The following is a 25,811-nucleotide window of genomic DNA, read 5'->3' on the forward strand; positions in this document are numbered from 1 at the left end:
GCTGTCATCAGCCGCAACTACCAGTACAGCGATATCTGTAGCATGTGCGCCTCTCGCTCTCATTGCCGTAAAAGCTTCGTGTCCCGGAGTATCCAAGAACACAATTTTCTGTCCGTTTATCTCAACTTCCGAAGCACCTATATGCTGAGTAATGCCACCTGATTCCTGTGCTGTTACATTTGTCTTTCTGATAGCGTCCAGAAGTGAGGTTTTACCATGATCTACATGACCCATTACGGTAATGATCGGAGCTCTTGGCTTCAGATCTTCTTCCTTATCTTCGAAGCTTTCTATCCCTTCTTCTTCTACTTCTTCTTTAACTTTTCCTATGGCCACCTGAATTCCCATTTCTTCAGCTAAAAGAACTACAGTATCTTCATCCAGATTCTGATTTATATTTGCCATCACTCCCATCTTCATAAGAGTCATTATTATCTGCGAAGCCGTGGTTTTAGTCTGTTCCGCAAATCCTGCAACCGTAATAGGAACATTTATCATTACTGTTCCCACAGGAAGTTCTACAACTTCCACCTCAGGTTCGGGAGCTGGTTTAGGTTTATTGTGTTTTTTGTTTCTCACCTGTTTTTCCAGAGATCGAGGCTGAGACTTCAGCGATTTTCTTACATTGCCGCCTCTCTCTAACTTAGAAAATTTATCATGCTCTTTATCTCTGTCTTTGTTCTTCTTTTTTGAACTGAGAGCGCCTGGTTTTGCTGCCAAAACTTCAACTCCATCATCTTTTTTCGATGCTCCTCTCTGCTGAGGAGCTCTGTCCTGACGGTCCGGTCTGTCGTTTCTTCTATCCTGAGGTTTACCGCCTTTTCTCTCAAACGTTTTCTTATCTCCAGGCTTTCTATCAGTACGTTTTCTTCTGTCCTCTGTTTTTTGAGCAGCCTTCTTCTCAGCTTCACGCTTCTTTGCTTCCTTTCGCTCTGCTTCACGTTTAGCTGCAGCCTCCGCTTCTTCTCTTCTGACATCCTCTGCTTTCTTAATCACCTTAAGTCTTGTCTGTCTTCTCGGAGGTTCAGATCTCTTTGTTTCTGCTTTCTTAATCTCAGGTTTCTTTGCTTCCTGTTTACTCACAGAGGCAGTTCCCGAAACCGGTTTCATCTTTGAAATCTCAGAATTTTTTTCTTCAAATACCTTTTTATCTTCTGATTTCTTTTCAGCAGCTTTATCTGCAATATTTCCTGAAGTTCTTTCTTCAAACGCATCCTTAGATACTACTGGTTTTCCTTCAGGCGGTTTCATTCTGCCTTCAACTTCTTTTGATACGATAGGTTTTCCCATCGGCGGTTTTGCTGCAGTTGTTTTATTGGAGGATTTTGCAGTTGTTTTTGCTGACTTCTTTACTTCCGGCAACTTGATTTTGGCAGCTTTCACAGTCACTTTAGGTTCACCGTCTTTTTTGTCATTTTCAGATTTTTTAGTTCTCACTCTCACTACTTTAGTCTCAGTATGAGCTCCACTTTTCGTGATAGTATTTCTAACTGCTGTAGTGTCTATTTCCGACATATCATCATTTACGTCTGACACTGCTATTCCCATAGATTTGGCCTTCTCAAGTACTTCCTTACCGGTCAGACTCAATTCAGATGCCAACTCCTTTATTTTCATACGCACTTCCTCCTTTATTCTGATTCCCTGTTTATCTCATCCAAAATAACTTTCATAAAATTATCATCACACACGGCGAATACGCTTCTTCCTGATGTTCCCACAGCATGAGAGAGGTCGTCGCCTCTTCCATACTTAACATATCTAACACCGTGTTTTCTTATTTCCTTCATTATCTTTTTTTCGCTGTTCTCCGAGATATCTTCTGCCAGTATCACAAGTTTTACCTTTCCTTTGGATATTCCGAAAATACAAGTATTTGTCCCTGACATCAGATTTCCTGATTTTTTAGCAAATCCCAGATAACTATTTATTTTACTTCGCATACTCCTCAAGCTCCTTGAATATATTCGCCATCTGTTCTTCAGATATATCCGTCTCAAAGCTTCGCTGAAGAGCACGTTTTCTTTTCGCTTTCTCCATACATTCTATATCCGGACACAAATACACACCTCTTCCCTTGGCTTTTCCCACAGGATCTATATTTATCTGTCCTTCATAAAAAGCTATCCTTACTAAGTCTTTTTTAGGCTTTGACTCCATGCATCCGACACATCTTCTCATAGGGGTCTTTTTATTTTTCAATTTCATCTCCCCTATCTTCATCGGCAGCATCTGTGTCCATCTCATTTTGATCGCTGTCGATATTTTTATCTTCTGCATATTCAACATCTTCTCCTACATACTCTATGCCGTCATCTTCATAATCTTCCTGAAAATCACCGGAGATTTCTTCTGACCCATCGCCAAAATACTGAGTATGGCTCTTTATATCTATCTTCCAACCGCAAAGTCTTGCTGCCAGACGTACGTTCTGTCCGGACTTTCCAATAGCCAATGAAAGCTGATAATCAGGAACTACGACAGTAGCCGATTTTTCATCTTCATCCACTAAAACTTCCTCTACTTTAGCAGGGCTGAGAACATTTTTTATCAATATTCTTGGATCATCATCCCATGTAGTTATATCTATCTTTTCTCCAAATAACTCATCTACAATATTTTTTACTCGGCAGCCTCCCGTTCCCACGCATGCTCCTACAGGATCAACATTTTCATCTTCTGTATATACTGCGATCTTTGTCCTTGAACCTGCCTCTCTGGCAATACTTTTTATTACTACAGTACCATCTTCTATCTCAGGCACTTCCAGTTCAAAAAGCTTTTCCACAAAACCAGGGTGAGTTCTGGAAAGGAATATCTGAGGACCCTTTGTACTCTTTCTCACATCCATAATATAGGCTTTTATTCTGTCATTGACTCTGTATCGTTCTCCTGTCGCTCTTTCGCCGGACACAAGTATACCTTCGGTATTGCCCATATTTACAAATATCGTATCATTACTTATTCTCTGAACTACTCCTGTTATTAGGTCCCCTTGCCTGCTGATATAATTATCAAATATCATACCTCTTTCAGCTTCTCTTATTCTCTGAACTACAACCTGTTTAGCCGTCTGAGCTGCTATTCTTCCAAAATCCTTAGGAGTTACCTGATATTCAACAACGTCTCCCACCTGATATCTCGGATCTATTTCAAGCGCCTCTTGCAGAGAAATTTCGGTAAACTCGTCCTCCACTTCTTCCACAACATCACGCCTCATGAGAACATCGACATCCCCCTCTTCTCTGTCGATATTCACTCTGACATTCTGAGATGTACCGTAATTCTTCTTATATGCTGAAACCAGAGCAGATTCTATAGCCTCGATAAGGACATCTTTTGAAATCCCTTTCTCTTTTACTAAATCATCTATAGCATTTATAAATTCTTTATTCATTTTCTCTCATATCCTCCTATATTAAAAAACAACAGCCAGATTTGCCTTGGCGATCTCAGATAGCCGGAGTTTGCACTCTTTTCCATCGTGATCTGTAACTGTTATCACATCACCGTCTATACCCCCGAGAACACCTTGTATGCTCTTTGTTCCATTCTTTCCTTTATAAAGCTTTATCTCTATCTCTTCTCCCACATACCTCTCATAGTGATCTGTTTTTATAAGCGGTCTATCCATACCGGGAGAAGATACTTCTAAATAATAATTCTGCTCTATCAGATCTCCTTCATCAAGTTTTTCGCTTAAAAACCTGCTGACTTTCTCGCAATCTTCAATACTAACATATCCATCCTTCAGAAATTTATCAATATAAACCCTGAGGAACCAATCTCTTCCTTCTTTTATGAATTCGCAATGATAAAGCTCATACCCTTCGTCAGATAAAAACCCGTCCAGCAGTTCTTCTACTGTATCGGTGATTTTTTTCTTTGCCATAAAACACTCTCTTTCGCTTTTGATAATATGACAGGCTGATTTCTGCCTGTTTACAAAAGTAAAGAGTGGGCGTTTCACCCACTCTTACTAAATCCATTAGTTATATCAATAATATATTATCATATAAACATTGAATTTTCAAGGACTATTTGATACATAATTCAAATATCAGCATTTTTGTGTTTTCCTGCTTTACAGTACGCTTTTTCTCTACTTAATAATACGACAAACATCTACCCACTTCTTGCTATTCGTTATTTTTTCAAGCTTATCTATTGTCAATCTTATGGCACTGTTGGAGCTTCCGCATGCAGGATAAACAGTCCCTATATCTTTAAGGGAAATGTCCAGATAAACGGCAACATCTTCATTTACTCCAAAAGGACAGACTCCTCCAACGGCATGGCCCGTCAGTTCTTCCACCATATCAAAGGGAATCATTTTCGCCTTTGCGGAAAACTCAGCCTTGAATTTCTTATTGTCTATTTTACGGTTACCGGCTGCAACTATCAGTATAGGCTTATCATTCACAATAAAGGAAAGTGACTTGGCGATTTCTTCTTCTTTACAGTCTATAGCCTCGGCAGCTTCCCGCACTGTTGCCGACGAGGCATCAAACTCCATAACTTCATTATCAAGTCCAAATCTTTTCAAATAAGCTTTTGCTCTTTCCAGTGACATTTTTATATTCTCCTTACTTTCTATTTATTAACGTCTGTTTCCATATTTATCAAAATTACGTTTCAAAGCTATTTCTGTAGGTATTATAGTACCTGCCAAAGCAGCTACCTGTACAGCCAAAGCAGCAATCCCTGTCTTATCAACAACGCTGTCTTCTTTTCCCCATATGATCAGAAAAACTATAACTGAAACAAACAGTAATATCCATCCGACAATCCACCATAATCTGCCGCAGTATTTATGCGCAAATTCCCATGTATCATCGTTTTTCATGGACATTGCTGTCCTATATCCGAACAAAGCATTAATTTTTTTCGGAGGCCTTTTCATGAAGTATCGTCCAAAACAAATCATTATCAATGGAATTAGCACAGCATTGCATAACATAAAAATCCATGATGCCATAGATATAACCCTCCTTATCAGCCGCCTTTCTTTCCTGATATTATCCATAACAGTATATCATAAAATTCCTGCCGGGCAAATTTTTCTAAAAAAGGACTGTGTCCGCATTTATCCAGAATATAAGATTCAAAACAAATCCCTGATTTCCTTAGAGGCTCTGCTACCCCCTTTTCGGGATGAGGGTCTTGCCGGCCATGTACTAGATATATATCACATTTTATCTTTCCAAAAGCCTTCAAAAACCCTCCGCGACTTCTGATACGACAGGCTTGCCTAAAAACAGCATTATACATTTTGCTGTCTGTTCTGTCACTTTTATAATAGCAGTCGTCCCGCAAGCAGTAATTATCAGTTTTTTTAAGTATATCCGAAATCAAACCCATTTCCTCTGAGGATATTTTACCTTCAAACAATTTTTCAAACAAATCCCTTTCACCATCAGACATTTTCTTGCATCTTCTCTTATTTATTTGGCTCACATATTCATCTTCGAGAGGAGGGCATCCTATAAGAATCAGTCTTTTTACAATCTCAGGATATTCCGACGCCAATAACGCAGACAGCCATGCACCCCATGAATGGCCGATTATGCAGACTTTCCCAGAGCAATTGTTTTTTATCTGCTGATACAGTTCTTCCACTAATTCATTTATTGAATATTTAGATTGTAAAGCCTCTAAAACACCTGAACCGGGCAATATCCCAGCCAAACAGTCAGCAACATTTTCAAGCGATCCTATATCTCCCGGACCGCCGTGAACTAAAACAGTCATATATGGCGGATTACCGTGAAGACGAACCATCTCCTTTCCTGTATAACGGTGCAGAGCCTCCTTAATCTCTCTGCCTTCTATACTTTCCTTTATGAATTCTCTGTTTGAAACAACTCCCTGTTTTTCCATTATATAATTTGTCAAAGCTGTTTTGCCGCGCTTTACTTCCTGCTTCTTTATGATTTTATATCCGCGCTTTTCAAAAAAAGGTCTTGACGTAACAGAGGCGTGTACCTCTATCCTACTATTTTGCACGGCCTGTTCCAACGCATCGCAAATGGCTGACGCCACGCCTTCTCTCTGATGATCCTTATGCACAAACAATCTGTTCAAGTACCCACCTTCATCAATATCTCCAAAACCTACTATAGCACCATCTTCAACAGCTACAAAACTGTAATTTTTCATCAGCGACTCATCCCACTCCTCTGGATTTTCCTTTCCTGTAGCCCATGCAAAAAGCTGTTTGCGGGTATAATCTCCGGAATTTACAGTATGTACAGTATCGTAAAACAGAGAAAGAATCTCTCTGCAGTCATTGCGTTCATATTTGCGAATATACATAATAACTCCTCTTATACAGTTAATAATTATTAGTTTATTATATCACACTAAAGCAGTAAATCGCAAAAAATACATGTCACAGTACCAATACTTGTACGAAAAACAGCAATTTCTTCAAAATATACTAAAATAATACATACTGCTGTACTATAATAAAGACATAAGTTCTGTCAAAATAAGGAGGTAAAAATGAACGAAATAATCAAATCAATAGAAACAAGACGAAGCATACGAAAATATAAGCCCGATATGATACCGCAGGAAACTGTTAAAAAAATCTGTGAGGCCGGAACTTACGCTGCCTCGGGAAAAGGAAGCCAGCCCTGCATAATTATAGCAGTTACAGATAAAACATTGAGAGACAGACTCTCAAAGATGAATGCGAAAATTATGGGGACAGATATAGACCCCTTTTACGGCGCTCCTGTAGTTTTAGTAGTTCTTGCTGATAAAACACGCAGCACATATATTTATGACGGGAGTTTAGTCATCGGTAACCTGATGTTAGCCGCCCACAGCGAAGGCATCGGAAGCTGCTGGATACACAGAGCAAAAGAAGAGTTCGAATCAGAAGAAGGAAAAAAAATCCTCAGAGAACTCGGCATTAAAGGTAATTATGAAGGTATAGGACACTGCGTACTGGGATATACAGATGGCTGTGAACCTACAGCCGCTCCGAGAAAAAAAGATTATATATACTATGTATAAATCATACTATATTTCTCCAGTAATTCACAGACAGCAGAATACCTAATACAATAAAATTAATCGCTGCTATTCTTTTCAGAAAACACAAGCCTGTCTATATCAGTAATTTCTTAACCGATACAGGCAGGCTTTTCACCACATCCTATCCAAACAGGCTTATCTGAGCAGTTTCCGGAAGTCCTTCCAAAACACCATGCTGACGAAGCTCGTCCAGCGCCGTCTTATTTATCTTTCCTCTGTCACTTACATCTTCTACAGTCTCGTAAGGTCTTTTCCTATATTCTTCCTCAAATATTACAGCCGCCCCTTCACCGACACCTGTTATAGCCACAAAAGGAAGAAGAACTTTTCCTTCATGAGAAAGAAAGCGAAGACTGTCAGAGATTCCTAATCTTGCCGGAGAAAACTCATATCCTCTCGAACACATCTCATACGCCACTTCCAGCACAGGAAGCTCGTCCTCTTCTTTTTTTGAAGCATCCTGTCCTTTTCTTATTATCTCCTCCATTCTGTTCTCAATAGAATCTATCCCCTTTAATATAACCTTTTCATCAAAATAGGCTACCTTTGTTGTGAAGTACACAGCATAAAATTCGACAGGATGATACACTTTATAATAAGCTATTCTGTTGGACATCATAACATATGCCACCGCATGGGCTCTCGGGAACATATACTGTATCTTTTTACAGGATTCTATATACCACTGAGGAACATCATTTTCTTTCATCAGTTCTTCCTGTTCCAAAGTCAGTCCTTTACCTTTACGTACCTTCTCCATGATGGTAAAAGCATCTTTATTGGGAACGCCTTTTAATCTGAGGTAGTTCATGATGTCATCCCTAGTTGAAATCGCATCCTTCATTGTAGCTGTACCGCTTGTTATAAGTTCCTGAGCGTTTCCGAGCCATACATCGGTACCATGGGAAAATCCTGATATACGGACAAGATCCGCAAAAGCATCTGGCTTGGTATCGTCCAGCATCTGTCTGACAAATTTAGTACCGAATTCAGGTATTCCGTAACTTCCATGAGTGAATTTATAGTCAGGATTCTTTATGTCCAGACCTTCTATTCCGTTGAATATAGTCATGACTTTATCATCTTTGATAGGTACCTTCAGAGGATCTACTCCTGTCATATCCTGAAGCTGCCTTATCATGGAAGGAGCATCGTGTCCCAGTATATCAAGTTTAAGAAGATTCTGATCTATGGAATGATAATCAAAATGAGTTGTAACTATATCCGATTTGACATCATTGGCAGGATGCTGCACGGGGCAGAATTCGTATATCTCATGCCCCTCCGGAACTATGATTATCCCCCCGGGATGCTGTCCTGAGGTCTTTCTAACTCCTTCGCAGCATGAAGTTAGTCTGTCCATCTCAAATTTATTCACATTTATATTTCGCTCATCAAAATATTTAGCAACATATCCATATGCAGTCTTATCCTTTATAGTACCGATAGTGCCTGCTTTGAACACATTTTTCTCACCAAATATCTCCTCTACGTATTTTTGCGCAGTTCCCTGATACTCTCCTGCGAAATTAAGGTCTATATCAGGCTCCTTATTTGCTTCAAATCCCAGAAAAGTCTCAAATGGTATGGTGAACCCTTCTTTACTGTAAGGTGCGCCGCATTCAGGGCATACTTTATCAGGCATATCTACACCGCAGTCGTATTTCTCATTATCTCCCCATTCTAAATTTTTACAGTTAGGACATAAATAATGAGGCGGCAAAGGATTTACCTCGGTTATTCCTGACATTGTAGCAGCAAACGAAGATCCTACAGAGCCTCTCGATCCTACAAGATAACCATCCTCCAGAGATTTTTTCACCAGCATTTCGGCAGATCTGTACATAACCGCATATCCATTATCTATGATGGAATTCAATTCTTTATCAAGACGCTCTCTGATTTCTTGAGGAAGAGGCGACCCATACATATCGGCAGCACGTTCCTCACATGCTCGTCTAAGATCTTCCTCAGCCCCTTTTATCTTAGGAGGAAACTTTCCTTCAGGCACAGGCATCATTGGTTCTATCATATCAGCAATCAGATTTGTATTCTTTATAACCACTTCATATGCAGTTTCCTCTCCCAGATACATGAATTCCTCCATCATTTCCTGAGTAGTCCTGAAATAAAGCCCTTTATCTCCTTCCACATCTTTGAAACCCTGTCCTGCCATAAGAATCCTTCTGTAAAGAGCTTCTTCTTCATCGAAATAATGAGTATCACAGGTTGCCACTACCGGTTTATTATATTGCTTTCCTAATGCTACAATCCTTTTATTATTTTCTCTGAGTTCTTCCTCACTTTTGACCATTCCATGCTCTATAAGAAACTTATTGTTTATAAGCGGCTGTATCTCCAAATAATCGTAAAAATCAACAAGCCTCTTGATTTCCTCATCACTTTCATTATTCAGAACAGCTCTGTAAAGTTCTCCCGCTTCACATGCAGAACCTACTATAAGACCTTCTCTGTACTTTTGAAGAATAGACTTAGGTATCCTAGGTTTCTTGTAAAAATATTCAAGATGAGACAGAGATACAAGCTTATACAGATTTTTAAGACCTTTTCTGTTTCTGGCAAAGATTATTACGTGATTAGTTCCCCTTCCTTTGTAGTTTATCACGCCGTTTTCATCTATAAGATCCCTGTCTTCAAGAAGATACCCTTCACATCCATATAATATCTTAATATCCTTGGCTGCATGAGACGCATCCGGAAATGCCTGCACTACTCCGTGGTCCGTTATCGCCACAGCTTTGTGCCCCCACTTTTCAGCAGTTTTTACCATACGTTTTATATCGTTAAGCCCATCCATAGCACTCATTTTAGTATGAGCATGAAGCTCGACTCTTTTTTCCGGATATGTATCTATACGCTCTTTCTTTTCTGCCTTCTCTATACTGTCAGCCATTATAGTCACACAGTTATCAAATCTGTCCCACTGAGCCATCCCCTGTATCTTTATTCCGTCTCCCTTACTTAGATGATTATCTATATCATCCCATTTCTCATTGAGAACAAAAGCTTTGACACAGATACTTGTAATCTTATCAGTCACGTAAAGACTTACCAGCTTACTGTCATTTTTCGTGGTACGACAGTCTTTCTTAAACATTTCCCCTTCAATCACAACTGTTCCGCTTTCGGAAGTAACATCTCTTATAGCCATAGCTTTCTCTGTTATAGCCGTTCCCATTATAAGATTTCCTTTGACAGGAGTATAAGCCTTTCTGCGTCTTCCCTTAAAGGGTTTGCTACCGCCTTGCCCTCCCGACGGAAATGGTATGACACTTCCGCTATCTGTTGATGAATCCGGGTTCTCTCGTCGCTGAGTCTGCACTTTTACAGCTCTTTGCCGATGTTCTTCATAAACAGATTTCTCTTTTTCTTCCATCTGTTTTCCTATGATTTTATACTTTTGGACGTGATTTTCAAATCTTACAGTGATATCTTCTTTAAGATCCCTTTTTATAAGCATACTAAACTTATCCGACACTTCTTTATTGAGAACATCCACAGACAACTGACCCAGTGCATATATTACCAACTTTCCGTCCTCAAACTGCCATTTGTCTGTATATATAGTCTTTGTAACATGAGCATATTTGCCATTGACAAGAGCGATCATATGACCTATGTAAAAACCCATGGCTTCCTCTATACTCTGAATAAGATTTTCATAAGCTATATTCAGATCTATTCCTTCAACATCAGGAAGCCGCCCCTGCAGCGACCTTTTGAACCTGTCTATAAATTCATAAGGCAACACAAAATTAAGCTCTGCATCAAGCGAAAGCCTTCCTGTTTCTCTTGATATCACAGCCTTTTTTATATCAAATGTAAGATCTTCTTTTCTGTAACTCCCAAGTTTAGAAAAATCAATAGAATTTTCCAGTATCTCTCTCATATGTATTCTTCCGCCATCTTGATTATCTCAACTACAATATCTTCTTCTTTTACAGTCTTTATGATCTTTCCCCCCGCAAAGAGAACACCCTTTCCCTTTCCGCAGGCCACGCCTATATCTGCACTTTTTGCTTCCCCGGGCCCATTGACAGCACATCCCATCACAGCAATTTTAAGATGTTTTGCACCTTTGTCCTGAAGAGTTTCAACTTTCTTCTCTATCTCATCTGCAATAGCCTGCAGATTCACTTCTGTCCTTCCGCAGGTGGGACAGGATATAATCTCTATTCTGTCCTTCCGCAGGCCTATAGCCGAAAGAAGCTCTTTGGCAAAAAACACTTCTTCCACAGGATCTGCAGTAAGAGAAATTCTCATTGTATCACCTATACCCTCAAGCAGCAAGGCACCTATCCCTGCCGCTGATTTTATACGTCCTCTGTTCAATGTCCCTGCTTCCGTCACTCCGATATGCAGCGGATATACTGAATGCCGGCTGACAATTTTATATGCATCGAAATTCATCTTCACATCAGAAGATTTCAGGGATATTACTATATCTTCAAAATCATATTTCTCAAGAACAGATACATTTCTCAGCGCACTTTCGGCTAATCCCTCTGCTGTCACGCTGCCATATTTTTTCAGAATATCTTTCTCCAGAGAACCTGAGTTCACTCCTACTCTGATAGGAATCCTCTTCTTCTTCGCCATTTCTACTATTTGCCTGATCCCATCCTCAGAACCGATATTTCCCGGGTTGATCCTTATTTTATCTGCTCCGTACTCCATAGCCTTAAGAGCAAGTTTGTAATCAAAATGTATATCTGCCACAAGAGGCACATTTGATCTGAGTTTTATTTTTCCGAAAGCCTCTGCCGCCGTTTCATCAGGAACGGCTAACCTTACTATCTGACATCCTGCAGACTCGAGATTTTTTATCTGGCAGACTGTAGACATTACATCGGATGTTCTGGTATTGGTCATTGACTGAATGGAAACAGGTTTGCCTGCTCCTATCTCTACGTTACCGCAAAAAACACTTTTTTTCATATCCGACCCGCCTTATGAAAACAGCGGAACGATAAACTTCACTATATCATTCCACGTGACGTATACCATCAGCACCATGAGAAGAACTATACCTATAAAATGTATTTTTCCTTCCATTTCGTCGGTAACACGTTTTCCGGTTATTTTCCTTATGAGCAGGAACAGCAGCCGTCCTCCGTCAAGAGCTGGAAACGGAAGCATATTCATGATAGCTAAATTCAGGCTCAAAAGAGCTGACAAATAAACCACATAGATAATTCCGGCCTTAGCTGTATCGTTTACAGCATATACTATACCGACAGGACCGCTCAGTTCCTTGGCAGAGACTCCTCCTGTAATAAGTTCTTTAATAATATCATACATCATCACCGTCATATTGCCTGTATTTTTTATACCAGTCCCTATGGATTCAATAATATTATGACGTACTACAGGCTTTATGCCTACCTTCGACCTACCGGCTTCTTCGTCGTACTCTATGGCCGATGTCACAGAAATATTTCTTCCGTTTCTCTCCACTGTTAACTCTACAGAGTCAGCCTTACTTCCTCCTATTGCAGCAAGAATATCATTCCAATCATTTATGCGGCTGTCATTTACAGCTACAATCTCATCGCCTGACTGAAGCCCTGCCTCATATGCCGGAGAATCATCGAGAACTTCATCTACAACTGTTGTTGCCTGACCTGACCAAAAGGCAATTATTATCATCAGGATTACTGCGGTAAGAAGATTCATAAAAGCTCCTGCCGCCAAAACCACAGCCCTCTGCCATGCGGGTTTTCTGTTGAAAGCCCTTTCATCATTGGAATCCTCATCTTCACCTTCCATGGCGCAGAATCCTCCTATTGGGAAAATTCTCAATGAATAAAGAGTCTCTCCCTTCTGTTTTTTAAAAAACGCAGGTCCCATACCTATGGAAAATTCATTTACTTTTACTCCACAGGCTTTTGCTGCGATAAAATGACCGAACTCATGGACAAATATGAGTACGCAAAATATTAAAATCGCATATATTATAGTCATAGATTTCCTCCTATTAAATCATATTCCTCATTTTCTCTCTAATCCTCATATCCTGCTCCAATATTCCCTCCATATCCAATCTATATTCAGGCTTATGCTCTTCCATCACTTTCATAAGAGTATTCTGGATATCTATAAACCTTATTCTTCCCGCTAAAAACATTTCTACAAGAACTTCGTTGGCTCCATTAAGCACTACGGGATAACTTCCTCCCAAGCGACAGGCTTCATATGCCAAATCTATGGTTCTGAATACGTCTCTGTCTGCAGGATAAAACGTCATTCCTTCTTTAAGACTGAAAAGATCAAGACTCTCCATAGATGATCCCATCTCCAGTCTTTCAGGATAAGAAAGAGCATAAGCTATAGGCACCCTCATATCCGGCACGCCCATCTGTCCGATTATGCTTCCGTCTCTGTATTCCACTGCAGAGTGAAGGATACTCTGAGGATGAACAACTATCTGTATTTTCTCTGCAGGAATATCAAACAGCCATCTGGCCTCTATTATCTCAAGTCCTTTATTCATCATAGTTGCAGAATCTATTGTTATCTTTTTTCCCATGGACCAGTTTGGATGAGCAAGTGCTTGATCTATCGTTACTTTCTCAAGCTGCTCTGCGCTGTATCCTCTGAAAGGTCCTCCCGATGCTGTCAGCAATATTCTTTTCACATTGCTGGCAGTGCTACCCTGAAGACACTGAAAAATTGCGCTATGCTCACTATCCACAGGAAGAAGTTTAATACCCTTTCGTTTTACGGCAGCCATCACCAACTCACCGCCCACCACAAGAGTCTCCTTATTGGCAAATGCGATATCCTTTCCGGCATCTACAGCCGCCATAGTAGGTTCAAGACCTCTCATGCCCATGAGAGAATTCAACACCATATCGCAGTCTTCCATAGAAGCAATCTCTTTAAGTCCTTTATCTCCGTAAAAAACTTCTGTATTTCTGTACTTTTCAGATATCAACAAAGCATCTTCTTCACGCTCTACACATACAGCCTGAGGTCTGAACTTCTCTATCTGACGGCAGAGAAGCGCAATATTCTTTGAGCAGGAAACAGCCGATACCGAAAATTCAGTGCTGTTTTCCTCTATCACATCTAATGCCTGAGTCCCTATAGATCCCGTACTCCCCAAAATCGAAATTCTTTTCATAAAACCCAGCCCTGTCACAAATACTGTTATAATAAATATTCCATAACCAACACTATATAATAATAAACCATCGGACCTGTAAAGAGTACACTGTCAAATCTGTCCAAAATACCTCCGTGGCCGGGAATAAGATTCCCGTAATCTTTTATTCCCATCTTCCTCTTGAAAATAGATGCAGTCAAATCACCAAACTGTGAAACAATTCCACCCAAGACGCCTATGATGATACAATGTATTATAACTTCAGGCATGAAAAAATATCCGAACAGACCGCTTAGGATAACACTTCCCAAAATGCCGCCTATAGAACCTTCAACAGTCTTCTTAGGACTTATTTTCGGACACAGCTTATGTCTGCCCAAAAGATATCCGCTGAAATAAGCCATTATATCGGTTCCAAAAGCTGTAATTACTATGAGCCACACCATAAGAGCATAATCTGTCTGATCCACTAAAGTCACATGAAAAGAAAAGAATACAACATAAAAAATGCCTGTTACAGTAGCCATAGCATCTTCCAGTTTTCTATGTTCTATATTGAACAGATACAGAAGACTTAAAAGCACAATACCGAAGAACCACAGCATATACCATTCCTTTTGGCCATCTGTGAAAAAATTTACTGCATAAAGCCCTACAGCTGAAATACAAGCTACAGCAAAATTAGGTTTGATATCTATAGCTTTAAAGCCGTTAAAAAACTCTTTTACACCCATTATACCTATAATCAGACAGGCACCGAACAAAACATAACCTCCCAGATATAATATAATCAGCAATGGCAGCATGATTAGCCCCGACAATACTCTTGTTTTCATACGTTATCTACCTCCAAATCTTCTCTCCCTGCTCTGATAATCAGCAATGGCCTTCTCGTATTCCTTCGGAGTAAAGTCGGGCCAAAGAACATCGGGAAAAACAAGCTCGCTATATGCACTCTGCCACAGCAGAAAATTAGAAAGTCTCAGTTCTCCGCTGGTTCTTATTATCAGCTCGGGATCCGGCACACCTGCATAAAAACTCCCGGTCCAAAGATATGAAGATATAATGTCATCAGTTATGTCATCAGGAGAAAGAAGGTCTTCACTGACTTTCTCGCTTATAGCTTTTACCGCATTTTTTATCTCATCTCTCCCTCCGTAATTAAGAGCGATATTAAACTGAAGACCTGTGTTATTTTCTGTTTCTTCCAAAGTGCGTTCCAAACTCTTTACCGCATCATTAGGCAAAGATGTATAATCTCCCAGCACTTTTACCTTTACATTATTTTTTACAAGCTCTCTCAGATCACTATCCACATATTTCACAAGCAATTTGAATATACCGGAAACCTCAGCAATAGAACGCTTCCAGTTTTCGGTAGAAAAAGCATATACGGTAAGATATTTTATCCCGAGTTTATCTGAATGATCCACAATTTTTTTCATAGCCTTCATACCGGCATTATGACCTGCCAAGCGCGGCAATCCTCTTTCTTTTGCCCATCTTCCGTTGCCATCCATTATAATGGCGACATGCCGGGGCATTCTTTCTTTATCAAGCATATTTAAAACCCTGTACTTCGTAAATAGATGTGACCTTCCGGTCACATCTATCGATTTCGTTATAAATTTATACTGTTTAAACTTCCATTATTTCATTTTCTTTATCTACTACGATTTTGTCAATAGCTTTAACTGCTTTGTCGATGGTTTTCTGAATATCATCGAGAGTACTCTTAGCATCATCTTCTGTAAACTCTCCGTCCTTTTCCATCTTCTTAACCTTATCATTGGCATCTCTTCTCAAGTTTCTTACTGCAATCTTGCTGTCTTCACCCAGCTTCTTAACAATTTTGGTAAGCTCTTTTCTTCTTTCCTCCGTTACCTGAGGAACCTGCAATCTGATAACTTTACCGTCATTAGCGGGATTAATGCCTACATTAGCGGCATTTATCGCCTTCTCAATCTCAGGAATGCTTTTTGGATCAAAAGGAGATATCATCAGTGTCCTTGGTTCAGGCACTGATATATTCGCCAAAGCCTTAAGCGGGGTCTGAGTTCCATAATACTCCACCACAACTTTATCCACCAGCGCAGCATTAGCGCGTCCTGCCCTTACCGTACCCATTTCTTCTTTAAGTACGTGTAAACTTTTCTCTATTTTATCATCTAATGTTTTTAAATCAAAATCACTCATTTTATTCCTCCAAATTTTAATTAACGAACGATGGTTCCGATCTTTTCTCCGCATACAGCCTTCATGACATTGCCCTCATCTGCCAGAGCAAAAACATGTATGGCTATGTTGTTGTCTCTGCAAAGAGATGCCGCTGTAGAATCCATTACCTTGAGATCCTTTTCGAGAACTTCTCTGTGAGTAAGGCTTTCATATCTTACTGCATCAGGATTTATCTCAGGATCATCTGAATATACCGCATCTACTTTTTTAGCCAGCAATATCACTTCAGCGTCAATTTCAGCCGCTCTTAAAGCAGCAGTTGTATCCGTAGAAAAAAACGGATTTCCTGTCCCGGCTCCAAATATCACTACTTTGCCATGATCAAGATGACTCATAGCCTTTCTTCTTACGTATGGCTCCGCCACCTCACGCATCTCTATGGCAGACTGAACTCTCGTAGGTATACCTTCGGCTTCAAAAGAATCCTGAAGTGCCATGGCATTCATAACCGTAGCCAGCATTCCCATATAATCAGCTGTTGCTCTGTCCATGCTTTTGCTGGTCCTGCCTCTCCAGAAGTTTCCTCCTCCCACTACTACAGCAACCTGTACGCCCATCTGCGTTACTTCTTTTACCTGAAGAGCGACTTTTTTTAGCATGTCTTCATTGATGCCAAAATGATCGTCACCGGCTAAGGCTTCTCCGCTGATCTTAAGCAGCACTCGTTTATATTTTGCCTCCATTGTTGACTCCTTAATATGGATTTTATAATTGGTGGGATTATTATACCATAAATTATATACCTATGCCACATTAATAGTATAAAAGTGATATAGGCAGCCATGACATATTATAACTTTATATCCTCTTAAAAAATCGGAGTATTCTAACACAATCTTCTTGTAAGCATACGGAAATATCAAAAGCCAATATCTCCCCATACGATAAAAAGGCCCTTAGGCCTTTTCTTGTCTACTTATCCTCTATCCATGATTTCAGCATATTCTCGAGACATTCCATCTTGAGAGGTTTCGTAAGATACCCATCCATTCCTACTTTCTTTGCTTTATCTCTGTCTTCCGAAAAAACATTGGCAGTCATGGCTATAATGGGAATGTCATTATCAGAACGGTTCAATCCCCGGATCATAAGCGTTGCCTGGTATCCGTTCATTATAGGCATATCTATATCCATGAGTATGGCCTTATAAAACCCCTCCTCAGATTCCATAAACAGATCTATCGCCATCTCTCCATCGTCAGCAGCTTCAACTTCATAATCCAGATCTTCAAGATATGTAACGAGCACTTCTCTGTTATCAATCTTATCCTCAGCAACCAGAATGATTTTCTTATTTCTGAGACGCTGCAGTTCCTGAAGTTTAAAAGATTCCAGATCTATCACTTCTTTTGTTCCCTCAACAGTTTTAAAATCAAGATCAACAGTTACTTTAGTCCCCATGCCTTCAGTGCTTTTAATAGTTATTCGTCCGTTCATAGCTTCCACTATCTTTTTAACTATAGCCATACCAAGACCCGATCCGCTTATATTATTAACACGCGTATCATCCCCACGGACAAAAGGTTCGAATATCCTCTCAAGAAATTCCTCAGACATACCCATTCCATTGTCCTGACATACAAAATTATATGTCACTGTATCAACGCTTTCATTTTTAAGCTCTGTTATTTTGATTTCAGCAAAACCTCCCTGAGGAGTATACTTTATCGCATTCGTACCCAGATTTATCATTATCTGCATTATATGACTGTAATCACCTATAATCTGTCTGTTGACAACTTCCTTATCGGATATGCGGAAAATTATATTCTTCTGAGCGGCCAGAGGTTCGAGCATATTTTTTATTTCTTTTGTAAGTTCCTCTATGTTAAATTCTTTTTCTTTTATGAGAGTTTTGCCCTGCTCTATTTTGGTGATGTCAAGTACTTTATTGACCAACTGAGTGATATGATCGCCCGCCTTACTTATCTTGTAAAGACATGATTCCACTTTCTCTTTGTCATCAATGTGATTTCTCGCTATATCGCACATACCCACTATGACATTCAGCGGAGTTCTGATTTCATGTGACATACTTGATAAAAATTCGGTTTTAGCTTTGTTTGCCTTTTCAGCTTCATTCTTCATATAGATCCCCCTGTGTCAGCTTTCTCTGTAAAAAGCCACAAATATTTACAACACATATTTTATCTGGTACGCCGAAATATCTACAGGGGATTTAATCGACATACTATACCATATTATCATATAATATTCTATATTTAGACATCTTTCGACAAATTATTTCATTCTTTCCTGCTTTATTTTGTGATCTATAACATGTCTTTTTGAAAGTTCAGACGTTATATCTTTCAATGTTATACCTTGTTCAACCATCATCACCATTAAATGATACGCCAAATCAGCCACCTCATATATAGTTTCTTCTTTATCGTTTTTAGCTCCGGCTATAATGACTTCTGTAGATTCCTCGCCTACTTTTTTTAAAATCTTATCCATTCCTTTGCTAAAAAGATATGTAGTATAGCTGCCTTCCTTGGGTTCGGTTTTTCTTCCGGCTATCATCTGATAGAGAGATTCATAAGAAAACGGTGTCTCATCTTTTCCTACATACTCTATATTGAAAAAACAGCTTTCAGCACCCGTATGACATGCCGGACCGCTTTTTATAACCTCTACCACAAGGGCGTCTCTGTCACAGTCCGATGTTATGGATACTACTTTCTGTCTGTTTCCGCTGGACTCTCCTTTTCTCCAAAGCTGCTGCCTGCTTCTGCTGAAAAAGCAGGTATAGCCTTCATCCATGGTTATCTCAAGGGAATCCCTGTTCATGTACGCCACAGTCAGCACCTGCTTAGTATAATAATCCTGTACTACAGCGGGAACCAACCCTTTTTCATCAAATTTAATTTTATCCATATCCATATTATAATCTGACCTCCACACCTTGACTTTTCAGATAACTTTTCAAATCTGATATTCTTATTTCTTTATAATGAAATATGCTGGCAGCAAGACCTGCATCCATTCCCTTATGTTTAAACAGATCAGAAAAATCTTCCATCTTTCCCGCGCCTCCTGAAGCTATTATGGGAACATTAACTCTTGCAGCTATCTCACTCTGCAATTCAAGATCGAATCCGCCCTTTACACCATCTGTATCTATACTGTTGACCACAAGCTCTCCGGCGCCTCGCTCCACACCGTCCTTTGCCCACTGCAAAGCGTCTACGCCTGTGTTTTCCCTGCCGCCTTTGGCAAACAGTTTAAAATCTCCGTCAACTCTCTTTATATCCATGCTGAGGACCACACACTGGTCTCCGTACTTTTTTGCCGCTCTTTCTATAATATCCGGATTCTTTATCGCTCCGCTGTTGACGCTGACTTTGTCAGCTCCGCATTTTAACACTCGGTCAAAATCCTCCAGCGTATTTATACCGCCTCCCACCGTCAAAGGGATGAAAATTTCAGAAGCAACCCTCTTCAGTATATCTGTAAACAGACCACGCTCTTCAACGCTGGCCGTTATATCATAAAATACCAGCTCGTCAGCTCCTTCTCTATTATAAAATCTGGCCATTTCCACAGGATCCGAAACGTCCTGTATACCTTCAAAATTCTTTCCTTTTACTACCCTGCCGTTTCTCACGTCCAGACACGGTATGATTCTCTTGGTAATCATAATCTCGCCTTTCTTTTTCCCATCTATATGGCAAGCTTCACTGCTCTTTCAAGGTCCAGCTTACCGCTGTAGATGGCCTTGCCAAGAATTGCCGCAGCCACCACATCCTTTAAAGCCTTTATCTCATCCTCAAAGCTTATTCCTCCCGAAGCCACGATTTCAAGCCCCTCTATGAGGCTCAGCCTCTCATATGCTTCAAAATTGGTACCCTTAAGACCTCCATCCCTTGATATATCCGTGTATATTACCGTTTTCACGCCGATGTCGCGAAGATATTCACAAAATTCAAAGCTCTTGGTATCGGTAATCTCTTTCCAGCCGTTTACTGCAACATATCCGTCAAGAGCATCCACTCCCACTGCGATTTTATCGCCGTACTTTTTTACCATTGCCTTTAAGAATTCTGGCTCTTTAACTGCGACTGTGCCTAATATTACTCTGCCCACTCCCAAGTCGAGATACTGTGCTATACGCTCCTCGTCTCTTATTCCTCCGCCGACCTCCACAAACATATCCACCTTCTCGGTAATGGCCTTTATAGTGTCAAAGTTAACCAGCTTCCCGTCCTTTGCGCCGTCAAGGTCCACAAGATGAAGGCAGTCCGCTCCCTTCTTCTTAAAGTCCTCGGCCACCTTTACCGGGTCGTCGCTGTAAACCGTCATCTGATCGTAATCGCCCTGAAACAGTCTTACAGCCATACCGTCTCTCAAATCTATTGCCGGAAAAATCTTCATTATTAACTATACCTCCATAAATGCTTTCAAGATGTTAAGCCCCACTTCTCCGCTCTTTTCCGGGTGAAACTGAGTTCCGTAAACCTTACCGTTTCTCACAGCTCCCGTTATCCTTATACCGTACATGGACGAGGCTATTATGCTTTCTTCACAGTCCTTTCCGTAAAAGCTGTGAACGTAGTAAACACAGTCGCCCTGCTTGATATATTTAAACAGCGGCTCATCTGACTCAAAGCTGAGAGCGTTCCAGCCTATATGAGGTACCTTAAGCCCTTCTATTCCCTCAGCTTTCAGGTCTTCATCTATTGGCGCTATGACTCCCTTTATGAGTCCGAGGCCTTCATGTACTCCATATTCACGGCTCTCCTGAAAAAGCAGCTGCATTCCTAAGCATATTCCAAGAAGGGGCTTTCCCTTTGCCGTCTCATTAACGATGGTTTCCACCAGACCTGTATCACGAAGCTTTGCGATGGCATCCTCAAAAGCTCCCACTCCCGGCAGTATTATCCTGTCAGCCGCTTCAATATCTTCTTTTTTACCGGTAACTACAGCCTCAGCTCCCAGATACCTGAGCGAAGCCGTCAGAGAAAACAGATTCCCTACACCGTAATCTATTATAGCTATCATTACAAAACTCCTTTTGTGGACGGTATCTCATCGGCATATTCATCTTCTATGGCGCAGGCTGCCCTAAGAGCCCTGCCCATTCCTTTAAACACCGCCTCTATTATGTGATGGGTATTTTCCCCTGCCAGCATTTTAACGTGTATTGTCAGTCCCATTTCCCGTGCAAAGGCCTCTATAAACTCCTTTACAAGCTCCGTATCAAAATCGCCTACCTTCTGTGCAGGAATCTGCACATCAAAATTGACGCAGCTTCTGCCGCTTATATCTACAGCGCAGAGTATCAGAGCCTCGTCCATAGGCAGCAACATACTGCCGTATCTGTATATGCCTCTCTTATCTCCCAGAGACTCTTTAAAAGCGCTTCCCATAGCTATGCCTATGTCTTCCACCGTATGATGATAGTCCACCTCCGTATCGCCGTTGCAGTCCACCGCTATATCGAATCTCCCGTGCCTTGTGAATAGCTCCAGCATATGATTGAGAAAGCCGCAGCCCGTATTTATCTCATATGCTCCTGTTCCGTCTATTTCCAGAGCCAAGACAATCTTTGTCTCTTTTGTATCTCTGACGATTTTCTTTCTTCTCACTTTCCTATCTCCTTCTGCGCAGCATGTGCCCGGTCAGCCCAGTATCTTTCTTGTGGCCTGAACTAAAACATTCATCTCCTCAGGCGTTCCTATAGTTATTCTAACATAATTACAAATCTTTTTATCCTTAAAATGTCTAACTATTATATTATATTTTCGCAGTCTGTCAAAGTACTCTTCTCCTGATATTGCGTGACTGGATGCAAATACAAAGTTTGCCTTGGATGGGAGAATGCGAAATCCCAAACTTTCCATGTCTTTAACGAATTCCTCCCTGGTGTCCATTATTTTTCTTCTCGTCTCCTCAAAGTACCTTCTGTCTTTCATGGCTTCTGCTCCTGCCAAAATAGAAAGGCGATTCAAATTATAAGGATTAAAACTGAATTTTATCCTGTTCATATCAGCAATTAATTTTTCGTTTCCCATGGCGATTCCCACTCTGGCTCCGGCCAGACTCCTTGACTTGGAAAGAGTCTGAACAACCATCAGGTTATCGTATCTTTCTATGAAGGATACGACGCTTTCTGCTCCGAAGTCAACATATGCTTCATCTATTACCACCAGATTTTCTCTGTTATGTATCAGTATTTCCTCTATCTGCGCGGAAGACAGCGCCATACCCGTAGGAGCATTGGGATTGGTTATTACTATAGTACCGTCAGCTCCAAAGTAATCCTGCGGTCTTACAGAAAAGTCATCTGCCAGAGGCACCTCTACACCTTCTGCCTTAAATATATCACAGTATACGGGATAAAAGCTGTAGCTGATCTGGGGATAATATATTTTCCCTGACCTTCCCTGAAATGCCATAAATATAAATGCGAGAATCTCATCGGAACCGTTGCCTGCCATTACCTGCTCCCGTCTTATGCCATAATAATCAGCTACCGCTGCCGTCAGGATCGATGCGTCCGGATCGGAATAAAGCTTCAGATCATTTATTTCATGGCTGTTTATGAGCTTTGACACGGCTGGCGCAGGCCCGTAAGGGTTCTCATTGGTATTGAGCTTTATCAGTCTGCCTGTAGCCTTTGGCTGCTCGCCCGGTGTATATGGTTTAAGTGTTTCAAATTTGCGGCTTAAAAATCTGCTCATTTTACCTGTTCTCCCAATTTACTAAGCATATTGCTTATAATCTCATTCTCGAATTTAAAGCTTGTTTCATTGGCGATAAATCTGGCGCTGATATCCTTAAATTCTTCCAGCACACTTAAGTGATTTTCTCTTAAGGTATTACCTGTCTCCACTATATCCACAATAACATCTGAAAGACCTAATATAGGTGCCAGCTCTATACTTCCGTTAAGCTTTATTATCTCTATATCTCTGTTTCTGCCGCTGTAAAAATCCTTGGCTATATTGACGTACTTTGTAGCCACTCTAAGAGTTCTGTCAGGATCCTCAACGTATCCGTCGGGGGCAGCCACCGCCATTCTGCACTTTCCTATTTTAAGGTCCAGCAATTCGTATACGTTTGACTGATTTTCAAGGAGTATATCTTTGCCCACTATTCCTATATCAGCTGCTCTGTGCTCCACATAAATAGCCACATCGCTGGGCTTTACGAGAAGATATCTTACGTTCTTCTCAGGACTTTCAAACACCAGCTTTCTGTTCTGTTCATAATATCCCGGGCAGTCATATCCTATGGAAGCCAGCATATCGTACACCTTGTCTCCTAGTCTACCTTTGGGCAGCGCAATATTCAACATATGTATATCTCCTTTCATCGAGTCTGCATTTCCGCAGCATCCACAAATTTTCCTTCTTTAAGCTCATACCTATATCTATATCTCAAGCACGGCGGCTCTGCAGTTTCAGCTCTCACTGAGAAGCCTTCCTTCTGCAGGTTTCTTACAGACTTTATAACATTTGTCAGTTCTTCATCTTCATGGTAAATAAGCAGCACATCCACATCGTATTGCGAAGCCGGAATCTTTCCTTTAGTTAATTCATCCAAATATATTGCAAAACCTACGGCTCCGGCATCCTTTCCGAAAATAGCCATAGCCTTGTCATACTGACCGCCTGCCAGCACGCATCCCGGAAGATCTCTGATATACCCTCTGAACACTATACCATTGTAATAATCTATATCATTTACCATGGAAAGATCTATCTGTATATTCTTAGCATACCCCAGACTCTTGAGGACACTGCAGTACTCCTGAAGCTCATCAAGGTCATTGAGCATACTGTCATTTAAAGCCATAGCCTTCGCCCTTTTTATGGTCTTTCCCATTTCACCGTAAAGGAACGGAATCTTCCTCAATACATCCGAATGCCTTTCATCCAGTCCGGCCTTTAAAATCACCTGCTCTATACCTGTTACGTTTTTCTGTCTTATACTGTTGAGCAGTCCCATATACATTCCCTCATCAAGCTTCAGCTCTTTGAGAAAATCTATAGTGTAGTGCATATGTGAGATTTCAAGAAGGTAATCAGAATCTATGGTCTTAAGAGATTTTGCCGCAAGAGTTATTACTTCCAGCACGCTGTACTTATCTATCTTGCCCATATATTCAAGACCCATCTGATTTATCTCTTTAAAACAGTGGTTTTCCCTGTTTTCCCTGTATACGTTCTCTATGTAGTAAAGTTTTTCGCTCTTTTCTCTTGTGGCTCTTGTGTTGTTGATTACGCTCAGCGTAACGTCGGGCTTCATGGCAAGAAGTCTGCCGTCCAAATCCGTAAACGTAAGCACCTTGTCTCCGATAAGAAAATCCCTGTTGGTAGCATAGAGAGAATATTCTTCGAATTTACTTATCTTATATTTCTTATATCCATATTTTTCATAGAGACCCCGAAGCTCCAGTGTTGCCCTTTCGTCAGGTTTCAAATTGTATTTCATGTCCGTTCCTCCCAAGATCCATAGCTATTTTACAAGCTTTGCTTTATCAAATTAAAGTTTTATATCGTTATCACTTTATAAGTATATATCAAAATTATAAAAAAGTCCAGTATAATTGTAAAAAAAAGGCTGTCTCACTAAAGACAGAAACCTTCTAAAAATCATTTGTTTTTATTATATAAATAAATTTATCTTTTTCTGTTTATCACAGATGCAAGATATGCAGCACCAAATCCATTATCTATATTAACAACTCCTACACCATTGGCACAGCTGTTGAGCATTGACAGAAGCGCCGCCAAACCTCCCAGATTTGATCCATATCCTATACTGGTAGGCACAGCAATAACCGGAGCATCGACAAGGCCGCCGACAACACTGGCAAGAGCCCCCTCCATCCCGGCCACAACTATTACAACATCTGCTTTTTTTATGATATCCAGTTTGGCAAAAAGTCTGTGTATACCTGCTACTCCCACATCATATATTCTATCAACGCGATTTCCCAGTATCTCCGCTGTAACAGCTGCTTCTTCGGCGACAGGAATATCAGCAGTTCCCGCTGTAACTACAGAAACGGTTTTAAAGCTGTCTAATTCACTATCTCTGCCATCCTCATCCATCACGGCTATTATACGAGCAGTTTCAAAATACCGAGCCTTAGGAATAATTTTGATTACTTCATCAAAATCTTCTCTATCTGCTCTTGTACCCATAATATTGCCTCCGTTTTTAACAAGCTCAGACATTATACAGCCTATTTGTCCAGGAGTTTTTCCCTGACAGAAAACTACCTCCGGAAATCCCGTACGCAATGCCCTGTGATTGTCTATACTTGCAAAGCCCATATCCTTAAAGGGCATTTCCTTTAGCTGTTCATATGCATCATCTACACTGACATTTCCGTTTTTCACCTGTTTTAACAATTTTCTTATATATATATCATTCATCGCTTTAT

Annotated in this window: 27 protein-coding genes; 1 reads left to right on the top strand and 26 read right to left on the bottom strand. The window is 40.5% G+C overall.

Annotation, left to right across the window (positions count from 1 at the left end; all coding sequences use genetic code 11):
* From ACLR96_RS04785 to ACLR96_RS04820, 8 genes are all read right to left on the bottom strand, one after another.
* A partial coding sequence (locus tag ACLR96_RS04785) for a translation initiation factor IF-2 N-terminal domain-containing protein (protein ID WP_412265326.1) occupies nt 1-1,617 on the bottom strand: 1,617 nt, incomplete at its 3' end.
* Nucleotides 1,618-1,631: 14 nt separating this feature from the next.
* A complete protein-coding gene (locus ACLR96_RS04790; RefSeq protein WP_177270581.1) occupies nt 1,632-1,943 on the bottom strand; it encodes a ribosomal L7Ae/L30e/S12e/Gadd45 family protein in 312 nt (103 codons plus the stop codon).
* Nucleotides 1,933-2,208: an RNase P modulator RnpM gene (gene rnpM, locus ACLR96_RS04795; RefSeq protein ID WP_207722924.1), complete on the bottom strand. Its 276-nt coding sequence runs from the start codon at nt 2,206-2,208 to the stop codon at nt 1,933-1,935. Before rnpM ends, ACLR96_RS04790 begins: the two co-directional genes overlap by 11 nt.
* Nucleotides 2,192-3,397 (bottom strand): transcription termination factor NusA, encoded by a 1,206-nt coding sequence (nusA, locus tag ACLR96_RS04800; protein ID WP_177270585.1) that lies wholly within the window; start codon nt 3,395-3,397, stop codon nt 2,192-2,194. The genes rnpM and nusA overlap by 17 nt, the downstream gene beginning before the upstream one ends.
* 21 nt (nt 3,398-3,418) lie before the next feature.
* Nucleotides 3,419-3,892: a ribosome maturation factor RimP gene (locus ACLR96_RS04805; protein ID WP_177270587.1), complete on the bottom strand. Its 474-nt coding sequence runs from the start codon at nt 3,890-3,892 to the stop codon at nt 3,419-3,421.
* Nucleotides 3,893-4,102: 210 nt separating this feature from the next.
* On the bottom strand, nt 4,103-4,573 hold the full coding sequence (locus ACLR96_RS04810; protein ID WP_177270589.1) for a YbaK/EbsC family protein: 471 nt from the start codon (nt 4,571-4,573) through the stop codon (nt 4,103-4,105).
* A 27-nt stretch (nt 4,574-4,600) separates the two neighbouring features.
* Entirely contained in the window at nt 4,601-4,978 is a 378-nt protein-coding gene (locus ACLR96_RS04815; RefSeq protein WP_177270591.1) for an SdpI family protein, read from the bottom strand.
* A 17-nt stretch (nt 4,979-4,995) separates the two neighbouring features.
* Nucleotides 4,996-6,315, bottom strand: a complete 1,320-nt coding sequence (locus tag ACLR96_RS04820) for a GNAT family N-acetyltransferase (protein ID WP_177270593.1) — start codon at nt 6,313-6,315, stop codon at nt 4,996-4,998.
* A gap of 189 nt (nt 6,316-6,504) precedes the next feature.
* On the opposite strand from ACLR96_RS04820, the gene ACLR96_RS04825 reads away from it, so the two are divergent.
* Nucleotides 6,505-7,023 carry a nitroreductase gene (locus ACLR96_RS04825; protein ID WP_177270595.1) on the top strand — a complete coding sequence of 173 codons (519 nt, stop codon included), beginning with the start codon at nt 6,505-6,507 and terminating at the stop codon, nt 7,021-7,023.
* A gap of 142 nt (nt 7,024-7,165) precedes the next feature.
* Here the strand turns inward: ACLR96_RS04825 and ACLR96_RS04830 are convergent, their stop codons facing one another.
* The 18 genes from ACLR96_RS04830 to larB all read right to left on the bottom strand — a co-directional run bounded on the left by ACLR96_RS04830 (nt 7,166) and on the right by larB (nt 25,803).
* A complete protein-coding gene (locus ACLR96_RS04830; RefSeq protein ID WP_177270597.1) occupies nt 7,166-10,954 on the bottom strand; it encodes a PolC-type DNA polymerase III in 3,789 nt (1,262 codons plus the stop codon).
* Complete coding sequence (gene ispG, locus ACLR96_RS04835) at nt 10,951-12,003, bottom strand: flavodoxin-dependent (E)-4-hydroxy-3-methylbut-2-enyl-diphosphate synthase (protein ID WP_177270599.1); 1,053 nt, start codon at nt 12,001-12,003, stop codon at nt 10,951-10,953. The genes ACLR96_RS04830 and ispG overlap by 4 nt, the downstream gene beginning before the upstream one ends.
* 12 nt (nt 12,004-12,015) lie before the next feature.
* Nucleotides 12,016-13,029, bottom strand: a complete 1,014-nt coding sequence (gene rseP / locus ACLR96_RS04840) for an RIP metalloprotease RseP (protein ID WP_177270601.1) — start codon at nt 13,027-13,029, stop codon at nt 12,016-12,018.
* Nucleotides 13,030-13,042: 13 nt separating this feature from the next.
* Nucleotides 13,043-14,191, bottom strand: coding sequence for a 1-deoxy-D-xylulose-5-phosphate reductoisomerase (gene dxr, locus ACLR96_RS04845; protein ID WP_177270603.1), 1,149 nt, complete (start codon nt 14,189-14,191; stop codon nt 13,043-13,045).
* Nucleotides 14,192-14,217: 26 nt separating this feature from the next.
* Entirely contained in the window at nt 14,218-15,009 is a 792-nt protein-coding gene (locus ACLR96_RS04850) for a phosphatidate cytidylyltransferase (RefSeq protein WP_177270605.1), read from the bottom strand.
* 3 nt (nt 15,010-15,012) lie between these two features.
* Complete coding sequence (locus ACLR96_RS04855) at nt 15,013-15,735, bottom strand: isoprenyl transferase (protein ID WP_177270607.1); 723 nt, start codon at nt 15,733-15,735, stop codon at nt 15,013-15,015.
* A gap of 76 nt (nt 15,736-15,811) precedes the next feature.
* Nucleotides 15,812-16,369 (bottom strand): ribosome recycling factor, encoded by a 558-nt coding sequence (frr, locus tag ACLR96_RS04860; protein ID WP_177270609.1) that lies wholly within the window; start codon nt 16,367-16,369, stop codon nt 15,812-15,814.
* A gap of 20 nt (nt 16,370-16,389) precedes the next feature.
* Nucleotides 16,390-17,094: a UMP kinase gene (gene pyrH / locus ACLR96_RS04865; RefSeq protein WP_177270611.1), complete on the bottom strand. Its 705-nt coding sequence runs from the start codon at nt 17,092-17,094 to the stop codon at nt 16,390-16,392.
* 229 nt (nt 17,095-17,323) lie between these two features.
* Entirely contained in the window at nt 17,324-18,499 is a 1,176-nt protein-coding gene (locus ACLR96_RS04870; protein WP_187524715.1) for a hybrid sensor histidine kinase/response regulator, read from the bottom strand.
* 153 nt (nt 18,500-18,652) lie between these two features.
* Nucleotides 18,653-19,297: a bifunctional phosphoribosyl-AMP cyclohydrolase/phosphoribosyl-ATP diphosphatase HisIE gene (gene hisIE / locus ACLR96_RS04875; RefSeq protein ID WP_177270615.1), complete on the bottom strand. Its 645-nt coding sequence runs from the start codon at nt 19,295-19,297 to the stop codon at nt 18,653-18,655.
* Nucleotide 19,298: 1 nt separating this feature from the next.
* Nucleotides 19,299-20,054, bottom strand: a complete 756-nt coding sequence (gene hisF / locus ACLR96_RS04880; protein ID WP_177270617.1) for an imidazole glycerol phosphate synthase subunit HisF — start codon at nt 20,052-20,054, stop codon at nt 19,299-19,301.
* Nucleotides 20,055-20,077: 23 nt separating this feature from the next.
* Nucleotides 20,078-20,788, bottom strand: coding sequence for a 1-(5-phosphoribosyl)-5-[(5-phosphoribosylamino)methylideneamino]imidazole-4-carboxamide isomerase (hisA, locus tag ACLR96_RS04885; protein ID WP_177270619.1), 711 nt, complete (start codon nt 20,786-20,788; stop codon nt 20,078-20,080).
* Between the two features lie 6 nt (nt 20,789-20,794).
* Nucleotides 20,795-21,415 (bottom strand): imidazole glycerol phosphate synthase subunit HisH, encoded by a 621-nt coding sequence (gene hisH, locus ACLR96_RS04890; protein WP_177270621.1) that lies wholly within the window; start codon nt 21,413-21,415, stop codon nt 20,795-20,797.
* Nucleotides 21,415-22,002 (bottom strand): imidazoleglycerol-phosphate dehydratase HisB, encoded by a 588-nt coding sequence (hisB, locus tag ACLR96_RS04895; protein WP_177270622.1) that lies wholly within the window; start codon nt 22,000-22,002, stop codon nt 21,415-21,417. The genes hisH and hisB overlap by 1 nt, the downstream gene beginning before the upstream one ends.
* Before the next feature lie 33 nt (nt 22,003-22,035).
* Nucleotides 22,036-23,097 carry a histidinol-phosphate transaminase gene (gene hisC, locus ACLR96_RS04900; protein ID WP_177270624.1) on the bottom strand — a complete coding sequence of 354 codons (1,062 nt, stop codon included), beginning with the start codon at nt 23,095-23,097 and terminating at the stop codon, nt 22,036-22,038.
* Nucleotides 23,094-23,714 (bottom strand): ATP phosphoribosyltransferase, encoded by a 621-nt coding sequence (gene hisG / locus ACLR96_RS04905; protein WP_177270626.1) that lies wholly within the window; start codon nt 23,712-23,714, stop codon nt 23,094-23,096. The genes hisC and hisG overlap by 4 nt, the downstream gene beginning before the upstream one ends.
* Nucleotides 23,715-23,728: 14 nt before the next feature.
* Nucleotides 23,729-24,853 carry an ATP phosphoribosyltransferase regulatory subunit gene (locus ACLR96_RS04910; RefSeq protein WP_177270628.1) on the bottom strand — a complete coding sequence of 375 codons (1,125 nt, stop codon included), beginning with the start codon at nt 24,851-24,853 and terminating at the stop codon, nt 23,729-23,731.
* A gap of 188 nt (nt 24,854-25,041) precedes the next feature.
* The gene (larB, locus tag ACLR96_RS04915) at nt 25,042-25,803 is read right to left on the bottom strand and encodes a nickel pincer cofactor biosynthesis protein LarB (RefSeq protein ID WP_177270637.1); all 762 of its coding nucleotides are present in this window, start codon (nt 25,801-25,803) and stop codon (nt 25,042-25,044) included.
* Nucleotides 25,804-25,811 lie beyond the last annotated feature (8 nt).

The organism is Lentihominibacter sp. (assembly GCF_046951855.1).
Classification (GTDB): domain Bacteria; phylum Bacillota; class Clostridia; order Peptostreptococcales; family Anaerovoracaceae; genus Lentihominibacter; species Lentihominibacter hominis.